This is a genomic window from Frankia sp. AiPs1, from assembly GCF_023716945.1.
Classification (GTDB): Bacteria; Actinomycetota; Actinomycetes; order Frankiales; family Frankiaceae; genus Frankia.
The window spans coordinates 1-11,323 of sequence record NZ_JAMQQF010000170.1; the positions used below are offsets into that span (position 1 = coordinate 1).

Below are 11,323 nucleotides of genomic sequence, written 5' to 3' on the forward strand. Positions count from 1 at the left end.
AACATCGGAGATATTTTAAGGGGGTTTGCCGGACGATTTTATTGGGGGGGGGGGGGGGGGGGGGGGGGGGGCGGTGCGGTCCGGACCGGAGTCCGAGCCGCACCGCCCGACCATAGCGGAACTGTCGTCGCCGTGTTGGCTAGCCCATCCTTGGAGCGGATGACAGAGCAGGACAGCCAACTGCGGATGGGCATTGGCCGGAGCCATAGTGATCGTTCATGCGCCTGCCGAACCGGCCGGTCGGCATCGTGCGGCGAGCGAAATCAATCGCATGGCTCCTCGGCTCTCTGGTCCTCCCTTCTGGTGGTCTCGCCTATTTCCTTTCCGGATGGTTCCGGTCAAGAACTATCGCGACCACGCTTCCCACCATTATGCCGATAGGAATTCCAAAAACCAGGCTCGAGACTTCATGGTCGATGGCAAAGTCAATTGCCGGTAGCGCGATGGCGGTCACCAGTCCCGCCGTGAGTGCGCGACGATTATGCAGGACGCGTCCCAGTATCTGCCGCTGCCGACGGTCCCGAAAGTAGGTCACGACCGCGAATGCAATTGCCCCAAGAGGCAGAATCAGTGGACCGACGATACTAGGCACGAACTTCCCTTCAGCGACAGTGACTGTCGCGGTAGAGGCCGACCGAACGCGGTGTTTTGATCTTCAAGCAGTTTCCGTGATTCTCCGCGATCGCGGCTTCCGCGGAAAGGAGGCCCAGTGATGCGGCAAATATCACGTTAAAGGGTGGGGGGAGAGCGCCGGAGACCGCCGCGGCACCACCGAGTCCGTACGCTATGTCCCGTGTCTCCCTTCGATTGAAGTAGATCGTGCAGGAGATATAGCCGCAGTTCCGATACCACTGGCCGGATGGATCCGAGTTGTAGGTGGGACCATCCCCTGCGTAGCTGTACAGGTTGCTCTGTTGGAGGCTTAGCTGGTTCGCCGGATCGGTCTGGGTGAAGCGGGCAAGGCTTGGGTCGTAGTAGCGGTAGTCGAGCTTGTACAGTCGGCTCGCTGCGTCGTAAAAGCCGCCGGTGTAGAGGAAGGGGTTTACGTGATTGGTGTCGGTGTTGTAGGTGACGACGCCGAACGGATCATAGTTGAAGTTGGCTTCTCGACTGCCGGTGGGGCTGAGCATCCGAATCACCGAACCCTGCCCGTCGGTGAGCAGGTAGTGACTGGTGTAGCTCGACGAGGTGCCGACGCGAAGACCAAGCAGGCGTCCGTCAGGTGTGCGGGTGGCATACGTGCTGGCACTGCTGGTCGTGAAGGCGCTTACCCCAAGGTCGGAGTTCAGGAAGGACGTGCTGCCGGAGGACAGCCGGCTGTGGTTGTCCGGGCCGGAGTATGCAGCGCTAGTGCCGCCGATCGAGGTCGGCTGGCTGCGGTCGTTGTAGCTCGTGGCCCGCGACACCGCACTCGGCGCCGAAGTTTCGTTGCCGGCTGCGTCGAAGGTGACGCTGCCGCCGACAGTGCCGCCGCCGCTGATCGAGGTGAGCTGGTTGTCGTTGTCGTAGGCGGCGGTGTAGTCGAACCCGGAGCCCGCCGTGCAGCTGGTGGCACCGGTGTAGGTGTGAAGCAGGTTTCCGGCGTTGTCGTAGCAGTAGTGGGTGTCGACGACGGTGGCCCCGCCGACCGTGTTGGTGATGTTAGCGCGGGCGGTTGAGGTTATCGTAGCTGTACGCCGTGGTGTGGGTACTGCCGTCGGTGCCCGAGTCGGCGACCTGGGAGACGAGCTCCCCGTCGCTGCTGCTGACACCGGACGTGTAGGTGTAGGAGAGGTTGAACATCGATCCGGAGCCACCGGCCGCCGCTCCCGCGACCGCCGCCGGGCGTTGGGATGCGTCGTAGCTGACGGTCTGCGTGTTTCCGCCCGGGTAGTAGATGAGCGTCGGGTGCCCGTTGTTGTCGTTCCGGATGAGGATGCAGTGGCTGGACGCTGGCGGGTAGGTCGGGGTGCTCAGGTTGTACCCTGAGCACGACCCGCCTGGCTCCGTTGCGGAGGTTAGGCGGTCGGCGTTGTCGTAGCCGTAGCCGACCGTGCCACCAGGGTCTGCGTAGCTGGTCAGGCTCGACGCCGCATCGTATCCGTAGGTGATGGTGCCTTCCCCGGCGACGGCGCCGGAGGCGACGCTCTGGCTGGTGCGGCGGGCCAGAGTGTCGTAGGTGTAGTCGACCTCTCGGGTTGTTCCGCCGGTCGTGTTCAGCTCCTTCTCGGCAGTCAGGTTGCCGTCGTCATCGTAGGTATAGCTGGTGGCGGTCCCACCGTCGTAGGTGGTCTTGATGGTTCGGTTATCGCTATCGTAGGTATAGGTTGTGTGCTTGCCGTTACCATCTGTCCTGGACGTGAGGCGGGACAGGCTGTCGTAGCCGAAGCTGGTCGCGGCCTGCGGGGACGGCGGGGTCATCGACGTCAGGTCACCGGTGGTGTTGTAGGCATATAGAGTGCCATGGTTGTTTCCATCGGTGGTCTGGCACGGTTCGCCGGGTTTCGCCCCGCAGGACAGCGGACTGCCACCGGTGGGTGGGGTGTCGCCCTGGTAGGAGATGACCGTCGCGACGCCGGAGGTGCCGCCGGTGGTGTCCTGGCTTTTGGTCAGGTTCCCGGGGCCTTCGTAGGTCAGGGTCTGCTTCTTGCCCTGAGGGTCGGTCACCGACGACGGCAGGTACAGCGGGTTCGCTGTCGTCCCGGTCGTCGGGTACGTCGTGTTCTGGGTCGCGCCGGTCGGGGCAACGACCGACGTCGGGTTGTAACTGGTGTCGTAGCCGTAGGTGGTGGTGTGCCCTGAGCCGAGGGCATCTGTGGCCGAGGTCTGGTCGTCGTTGGGGTTGTATGTTGCCTGGGTGGTGTGGCTGAGCGCGTCGGTGGTGGACAGGACACGGTCGGCAGTGTCGTAGGTGTAGGTCGTGACATGCCCGTTTGGGTCGGTCACGTCTGTGGACGCGGTGAAGTTCCCTGTGCTGCCGGTAAACCCGTGGTAGGTGAACGTCGTCGTCGGGCCGGTCCCGGCGCTGACGTTCGTTACCTGGATGATCGAGGTGACCCGGTTCGAACTGTCATAGGAGATCTTGACGATGTGCCCGGCCGGAGTGGTGATCTGGGTCGGGCGGTGGTTTCCGTCGTAGCTGTACGTCGTGTGCTTGCCGTTGAGATCGGAAGCGTCGATCAGATCGGCGTTGTTCTGGTAGGTGTAGGCGGTGGACCGGCTGGAGGTGTCGGACAGGCCGGTGTTCAGATAAGAGTGGTTGACCGTGATCGTTCGCCCGGCGGCGTCGGTGATCGAGTTCAGGTACGGGAACCCGTCCCCGGAGAAGATCGTGGACGAGTAGGAGAACGTCTGGGTGTTGCCGTTGCGGTCCGCGATCGAGGTGAGCATTCCATCGGAGCCGCGGAACGACATCGTCAGGCCGGAAGCATGGTATTTGATCGTGACTGCGTTGCCGGTGCCGACAGTGCCATCCGCATCCAGCGTGAGGGTGGTGAACGTGCCGGATGTGCCGGTGCCGCCGTAGTTCTTCAGCAGGTAGGCACGGCCGGTCGGAGCCAGATAGTGGATGTAGCCGTCGGTGCCGTAGTAGGCCCGGACATCGTGGCCGGTGTCCAGTGTCCAGCCGTAGCCGAGGCTACCGGCGGTGTAGGAGCGGGTGGAGTTGTACACTCGGGAGATCGACAGGGCCGGGCTCGGCCCGGCGAGGGCGTACTCCTTGCTGGTCAGGACAAGGTCACCGGAGCCGACGTTGACCCTGGCCTGCTGGCGGTCGGTGAGGGTGGTGTCGATGTAGGTGTTGGCATCGTTGATCCCGGCGCGGGGGTCCCAGACGACGCTGAGCTGAGGCTTCATCCCGGAGGATGCGTTCTGGGATCCGAACGAGTTGGTCTGGGAGCCGTTCTCCGATGTTGCTCTGACGATGATTCCGTTGTTGTCCTGCGCGCCGGTGGCCCAATCACTGACAAGCTGCTGCAGCCCCCAGTAGTAGGGGCCGAGATTGGAGCTGCCACCGACCGAGGTCACGGACTGCACGCCGGAATCGTAGTCTCCGCCAGCAGTGGTCCAGGAGTGGGTGCCGTCGTAGGTGTTCCACGTCGCCGACGACGTCCACGGCCGGGTCATCCTGTGGACCTCGACCTGCTGGAAGGAGGTGTTGTCCGCATAGACCTCGTTGAGCGTGAGAGTCGCCGCGTCGATCGCGGCGTCGCGCGGGAGAGTCAGCGCGAACTGGAACAGACCCCGATAGTGGTTGGCAGATCCGCCGGCCTCCACCGACGTGCCACCGCACTCGTTGGTGCTCGCCTCGCTACCTGAACCGAGTTGGCAGCTGATATTCCCGGTCGACCCGTCGTCCGTGTAGGTGTAGGTCGGGTCCACCGTCACCGGGAACACCCGTGCCGGATCTGCCAACCATGCCTTGTCGACGCTGATCTTCAGCGTCCACTTCGCTCCGGTCGCGGCGAGCGAGTACGACGCAGCCACGGACTGGCCGGTCGACTTCTTGCTCGCGTCGGCGAGCGTGGGCGCCGGAAGCACCCCGACAGTCGCGCCCTTCCCGTCAACGACGGCGATTGCACCGCCCGGCGTCAGCACCGGGTGCGTACCCGCCGGCACCGTCAGGTCGTAGGTGAACGTACTCGGGCTGTCCTTGCCCGCCAGGACCAGGTCTTCCTTCACGCCGGAGGCGGTGGTGCGCAGGTGCACATCTACGCCCGGCAACGCCTTCTTGTATGTCTCGGTGTCGCCCGACACCGCTCCGGCCGTGCTCGCCGCGCCACGCAGCTGGAAACTCACGGTCGAGGTACCCTTGCTGATCTGGATCGGGGCGGTCGACAGATCCGATGGCAGCGTCGCGATGACCGGGCCGGACGACGTCCGCACGGACTTCGAGCCAGCTGCCACGGGTTTAAGGGTGTTGTCGATCGGCTGCCAGGCGCCGGTCGGGTCCTTCCAGTTCATTGGAATGGACGAGAACACGCTTTTGTAGTGACGCCGACCGTCGGTCCCCTTCACCAGATAGGTGTCCGACCTTGCCGTGCGCCACGTCCGGATCTCTCCGTCGGATGCCACGGCAGGCGGCGACACCGACGCGAGAGGCTTGGTCACGCCGACGACCGGCGGCGGAATGACTGGTCGTGGGGCGGCCGCATCTGCTGCCGTCGGAACGATCGTCACAGCGACCGCAGCCGCCATCGTGACAATCAGACCACCGCTTACTGACCGTTGGTAGATGAGTTTTCGGAAACTGCGCAACCCGATATCTCCTATCGAGCAGAAGTTTCTCGCGCTCCCGAGGGAACCGGGGGCGCGCCGGATCACCGAAACTGGCAGAGCCCCGAAGACAACACCAGACAATCAAGATCAGTTGTGTGTCGGTTGTTTGAGTGGGAAGGGTCTCCGTTCGCCCCGTCGGGGGAGCGGCGAACACTCAGTGGTGCGCTCGGGTGTCCCCAGGCCGGTAATCGCGAGTATTTTGTGACTTTGGGTTACTGGCACTCGAAGCCGGGCATGGCGTCGATATCGGCGAACGGGGCTGCGGTGATCTGGGACACGCAGTGGTGTGTTACCTGGATGAAACATGGGTGGAGTGGCGCGGCAGAGCCGGCCGAGTGGTCCGGGCCAGACACATCCGGATCGACATCCGCCGGTGGGAAAAGAAGGGGTCGCCAAGGGACGAGCGGTATCGACGCCCGACTCCGCTTGCCGGGCCGAGACAGGCCGCTCGTCGGCCAGCGAAGATGGCGGGGTCCATACTTGCGCGATGGCAGCTGGGCGGGCCGCACCGGGGGAATCGACCGCCGGCCGATTCTGGTTTTCGAGTGCATTGATTGCGATCGGTTGGCAGTCAGCGTCGATCTGTCAGGCGGAACACCCGGACGAACTCACGTATGGGTCGCTGAGCTGCCGGTCGCCTTCGGTGCCGCTCGGCTGATGGTCGGGCGCGTCGGCGCTTCTGACGGCTCCAGCCCGCGCAGAATGTCGAGCGCGCGGCGCAGCTCGGCGTTCTCTCGGATCAGGCGCCGTATCTCGGCCTGCTGTCGGCGGGCGTTCATACGTTGACCATCGTTGACCGACTCGGCCTGGCGCACCCAGGTTCGAAGCGTCTCGGCGCTGATGGCGAGGGAGTTGGCGACGGCCTGGATCGCCGACCACTCGGATGGGTGATCGCGGTGGTCGCGCCGAACGCGGGCGACGGCGTCGGCCCGGAAGTGCGGCGGGTAGCGGGTGGGGCGTGGCATGACGGGCTCGCCTTTACGGATCGGCCTCTGAGCCTGGTGGCAGGCTCAGGGAGGCGGGGTGGACGGGGTGACAGGGCCCGAGGCGGCTGCCTCGTTCCTCGGGATGAGCGACACGACGAACAGCGAGCTGCTGGGCTCGACGGTGGGGATGTCCGCCGGATGGTCCGCATCGCCGTCGGTCGCGTTCGCCGGCGGCGTCGCGTCGATGGCACGGGACGAGGCGGGGCGCGCCGGGCCAGAACTCGAACTCGGAGTCGGAGTCGGAGTGATCGTGGCCGGCTTCGTGCCGGCAGGCTGGGCGCTGGACGTGGACGTGGACGTGGACGTGGACGCGGCCGGGGTGGGAGCGGGGGCGCCGGGCAGGCTTGAGGCGGGAGGAACGGACGGCGACAAGGCCACCCACGGCGTTGGTGGGGGTGCTGTCGGGGGGGTCGACGGCCGGGCGAGGGCGGGTGGCGAGGCCGCTGTCGGGCGAGGCGTGCTGGTTGCTTCGGATCCCGGGGCATATGCGGCGGTGGTGTAGCCGGCGGTCCAGGCGAGGACGGCGCGCACGTAACTGGCGGACGGGTTGTAGCTGAAGATCGCGGTGCGGAGCTGGGCGGGGACGGCCAGGTCGCGGTGGGAGCGGCAGAGATAGCCGGCGGCGGCGAGCGTGGCGTCGTCGATGTTGTGAGGGTCGGCGCGCTGGTCGCCGGAGTTGTCGCGGCCAGCCGTGCGCCAGGTGGTGGGGATGAACTGCATGGGGCCGACGGCGCGGTCGTAGATGGTGTCGTGGTCGAGGGTGCCGTGGTCGGTGTCGCGCACGAGGGCATAGCCGTGGCGGCCGTCCAACGGTGGGCCGAGGATGGGCGAGGTGATGGTGCCGTCGGGGGTGATGGGGCGGCCGACGGCGTGGCCGGACTCGATTTTGCCGATGCCGGCGAGAAGCTGCCAGGGCAGGTGACAGCCGGGATGCTCGGTGGCATTGCGGGTTGCGGCGTTGCGGTACGCGACCAGGACGCGGGTGGGGATCGCCCGGTCGCGGGCGGTCAGGGTGACGGTCGGGGTGGTGGAGCGGCCCGCCGCGGCGTCGGCGAGAGTGTGATCGTCGGGGAGTTCGGGTGCTGGTGCCGCGGTGGCGGTTGGTGCCGAGGTGATGGTTGGGGCCGAGGTGGGGTTGGTGGAGCTGGCGGGAATGAGCGGCGGGATGACGAGGGGCAACGGGTAGGTACGAGTGGAGGCCGGCGGGTGAACGGCCGGGATGGGCTCAAGGTTCTGGACGGGATTGGCGGGTCCCGGGCCGAGACAGAGGGCGACGAGTAGGCCGATCATGGGTAAGGAGGCGAGCCCGCCGGCCGTCTTCGGCCGTCGTCGGCGCCGTCGGACCGCCTGACCGGGCAGGGGGGTCGAGCGCGCCGGACCTGCCGGCTGGAACAGCGGCGCGCGCCTGGTCGGCGGCGTGAGCCGGGGCAGGGGGGGTAGCGCAGGCAAGGGAAGCGTGGGGTGGAGCGGGGATGGCTGCCGTGCCGCGCGGATCGAGGGCTGCGGGGCCGGCGGCCGGGAGGTGCGCCGGATCTGGGCGTCCGCGATGATGGCCCGGTGCCTGCCAGCCGGCTCGGCGATCCGATGCCGCCCGGCGTGCTCAGGAAGCCGACGATGGCGACTCATGGCGATTCACCCCCCGTGATGTGGAACACCTTCTTCGGCCTTTTCTCCGCGGGCGGCGACGCATTCCCAGGGGCCCTGGGAATGCGTCGGTCAGGAGCTGGGGAGAAGACCCCGGTGATGAGGAAAGAGGCGCACTCGAACTCGGCGCGCCGCGCTGCGCCGCGTCGGTGATGTTGGTGGGCCCGGTTGCGCTCGGGTCCGGGCTGGACTGTGCCAGAGACGGGGCCCGGTTGTCATCCGATCCGAAGAAAGAAGTCTCGGCTGCCCATGACGATCAGTCGCCATTTGGGTGAGCCGTGGACGGATGAAGGGGGCTCGGAGGGGGCTCCGGCGGGGTCCGCGCAGTGTGCGGATGTCCCGTCTGCGGCCCGGAGCTTACCGGTGCCTACTGCTAGCAAATCGGTCAAGTCGCCTGAAAAGCATCTCGGATGCTCGGCGTATGCCACCCTTAGTGGCAGATTGCTCACCGAAAGTATCTGGCCGTCTCGCTTGTTGGCTTCGTCCAGGCAAATGTTTCGTGTAGGTAAAACCCCACTGTATGTCGTGAATCACATTTCTTGCGCAGAGTAACCCACCTTGGGGTGATCTACGTGAATCATCCCGATTGGTAGGCGTTTCGTCGGGCTGGGGAGCGGAAAACCCGGGCAGTTGATCCGGATTGCGGCGCGTCTTGCTACGGAACGTTATGGCAACGGATTGCCAATGGGACGTGATGGTTGCCTTCCGCGCCGGCGCCGGCCATTTTGGGTGATCCGGCATGGTCCCCGTTCCCCTCGGGGGCCCTGCTTATGCCACCCACGGTTCTTCTTTTTTCGCCGGATCGGAGTTGATGCGATGGATGCGGTTCTTCTTGTGGTCCTGCTTGCGGTCTTGTTGCGCTGCTCGTTTCTGCCGTGCATTGCTGATGAGTTTGGTCCGGAGGATGGTCGCCGCGGTTTTGCGCCCGGCATGAGAAGGAGACTGGCCGTGGGGAACCGGCAGAGTTCCGCCGAGCACTGGTGGTGGGCGGTCCGGGGCGAGCCGCGCCGACGGCCCGCCATCCTGACTCCCTCGCGGATGGGCGGCGATCTGCTGGCCGCGCCGCGGCGCGGCGACAGGCGGTGGGGTCGGGCGCGGTGCCCGGGCTCACGCGCCAGGGCGAGCCGACGAGCGGGTCGCGGTGACGCTGCCTGGCGCGGCCGAGGGCGAAGAAGCAATGCCCGGCGGCGGGGCGCTCGGGCCGGGGATGGTGCGGGGCCGGTGCACCGGGTCAGAGTTCGGTGACGAAGGTGCTCACGATGGCCGGGGTGTCACTGGTGCCGAAGGCGCCGTTCGCGACGGCAGTCTGCGGTTCGCGGAAATTCCGGCAGGTCCACATCCGCGCGTCGGTGCCGACACCCTTCCACGCCGTGATGACGGTGTTGCCGACGTAGGCCGCCGAGGGGCCGGTGCTCGTTCCGCCCGGGGAGGGCCGTTGGGCCGACCAGCGGCCGTTCTGATACTCGGCGTGCCAGATTCCGGCGTCGTTGCCCGAGCCCTTCCAGACCAGGAAAAGCCCCTGCGGTGACGCGGCGAGCGCCGGGCCGTGGGTGGATCCGCCGGGAAACGGATGGGGTTGCGCCCAGGTGCGCCCGTCGTACGTCGTCCAGTAAAGCCCCTGATCGCCGCCGGATCCCTTCCACGCCATGTACAGCAGCCCGCCGTAGGAGGCGAGCGCCGGGCCGTGGGTGGACGAGGCCAGCCCGCCGGCGACCCGCTGCGGCCCGAGGTTCTCGGAGAACCAGATTGTCTGGTCGGGGCCGACCCCGCGCCACGCCATGACCGTGCGACCGTCGTGGAGGGCAAGCGCGGGCCGGTCTTCGGTGCGGGGGGCGTCCACCGGGGTCTGCTGGTCGGACCAGCCGTCGCCGTACCAGCCTGCGGTCCAGATCCGGCTGTCGTCGTCGGCGCCGCGCCACGCGGCGCGGGCGGTCATTCTCCCGTCGGACGCCGCCCCGATCCCACCCTTGTTGGTGCCGAAATACCGCACCTGCTGCTGGTCGCGCCAACTGCCGTCCGAATGTGCCCGGGACCAGAAAAGCCGTTGATCGGCGTTCTTGCCTTTCCAGATCAGCATCGGATCGCTCACCAGGACGCCCCCGTTCTCGGATTCCCCGGCCCGGTTGTCGTCTTGCCTCCGGGCAAGAAACGACGCCAGTCGCCGCGGTCGGATCGTCGACGGTGCCGATTCTAGCCGAATGAAGATCGGGGTGAACAGTCCTGGGGTGAACAGTCCTACGGATTAGGTCGGCGGTGTCGCCCAGGCGACGGAAATGGCGTGGCGGAAAGCGGAATGCGGATTCCGTAGGGTACCCCGGCGCGTTGTAGCTCGGAGCGGATCCGCCCCGCCCCGCCGCGTCGCCCGGCCGCGTCGCGCGGACGTCGGCGGCGTGGCCGGGCTACCGGTCCGGCCACGCCGGCCGGCCGCCGCCACGGTGATGGCTCCGGCGACGGTGACGGCTCCGGCCGTGGCGGTGGGTCCGGGCTATGGCGGTGGGTCCGGGTTACGGCGGTGGGTCCGGGTTACGGCGACGGGACCGGCGCCGGCGCAGGCGGGCCGACGTAGCGGGCCGAGGGGCGGATGATCTTGCTGTCTCGGGCCTGTTCGAGGATGTTCGCCGTCCAGCCGAGGGTGCGGGCGACGGCGAACGTCGGGGTGAACATGTCCCGCGCCAGCCCGCAGAGTTCCATCACGACCCCGGCGTAGAACTCGACGTTGGTGTGCAGCTCCCGGCCGGGCTTGAGCTCGGCCAGCAACTCCACCACCCGCCGCTCGACCTGGACGGCGAAGCCGACGAGATCGCCGCCGAAGTCCTCGGCGACGCCGCGCAGCAACCGCGACCGCGGGTCCTCCGTCCGGTAGACGGCGTGGCCGAAGCCCATGATCCGGTCACCGGCGAGGACGTGCTCCCGGATCCACGGGTCGATCCGCTCGGGGCTGCCGATCTCGTCGAGGGTGTCCAGCGCCCGGCTCGGCGCGCCGCCGTGCAGCGGCCCGGACAGCGCGCCGATCGCCCCGACCACGCAGGCCACCAGGTCCGCCCCGGTCGACGCGATCACGCGGGCGGTGAACGTCGAGGCGTTGAAGCCATGGTCGACCGTGCAGATCAGGTAGCGCTCGATCGCGCGCACCTGCGCCGCGGTCGGCTCCGCGCCGGTGACCATGTACAGGTAGTTGGCCGCGAACGGCAGATCGTCGCGGGGTGCCAACGGGGCGAGCCCGTGGGCCAGTCGGTGCAGCGCGGCGACGAGCGTCGGGGTCACCGCGCCGACGAACAGGGCGTCGTCGACGCGGGCCGCCTCGTCGATGTCGTACAGCGGGGCGGTGCCACGGGCGGCGCCGGCCAGCGACAGGGCGGTGCGCAGGCCGTCGAGCGGGCCCCCGGCCCCGCCGGCCCCCCCGGCAACCGCCCCGGGGCGCCCGCTCCCCCCACCAG

At 67.4% G+C, this 11,323-nt stretch carries 6 protein-coding genes; all 6 read right to left on the reverse strand.

Annotated features, from left to right (window positions below):
- Nucleotides 1-602: 602 nt before the first annotated feature.
- Entirely contained in the window at nucleotides 603-1,751 is a 1,149-nt protein-coding gene (locus tag ND748_RS34655; RefSeq protein WP_251746623.1) for an RHS repeat-associated core domain-containing protein, read from the reverse strand.
- Nucleotides 1,642-5,088, reverse strand: a complete 3,447-nt coding sequence (locus ND748_RS16100) for a DNRLRE domain-containing protein (RefSeq protein WP_251746624.1) — start codon at nucleotides 5,086-5,088, stop codon at nucleotides 1,642-1,644. Before ND748_RS16100 ends, ND748_RS34655 begins: the two co-directional genes overlap by 110 nt.
- 776 nt (nucleotides 5,089-5,864) lie before the next feature.
- Nucleotides 5,865-6,221 (reverse strand): transposase, encoded by a 357-nt coding sequence (locus ND748_RS16105; protein WP_251746625.1) that lies wholly within the window; start codon nucleotides 6,219-6,221, stop codon nucleotides 5,865-5,867.
- A 45-nt stretch (nucleotides 6,222-6,266) separates the two neighbouring features.
- Complete coding sequence (locus tag ND748_RS16110; RefSeq protein ID WP_251746626.1) at nucleotides 6,267-7,868, reverse strand: lytic transglycosylase domain-containing protein; 1,602 nt, start codon at nucleotides 7,866-7,868, stop codon at nucleotides 6,267-6,269.
- A gap of 1,249 nt (nucleotides 7,869-9,117) precedes the next feature.
- Nucleotides 9,118-9,963 (reverse strand): hypothetical protein, encoded by an 846-nt coding sequence (locus tag ND748_RS16115; protein ID WP_251746627.1) that lies wholly within the window; start codon nucleotides 9,961-9,963, stop codon nucleotides 9,118-9,120.
- 446 nt (nucleotides 9,964-10,409) lie between these two features.
- On the reverse strand, nucleotides 10,410-11,323 hold a 914-nt coding region (locus ND748_RS16120; RefSeq protein ID WP_251746628.1), incomplete at its 5' end, for a citrate/2-methylcitrate synthase.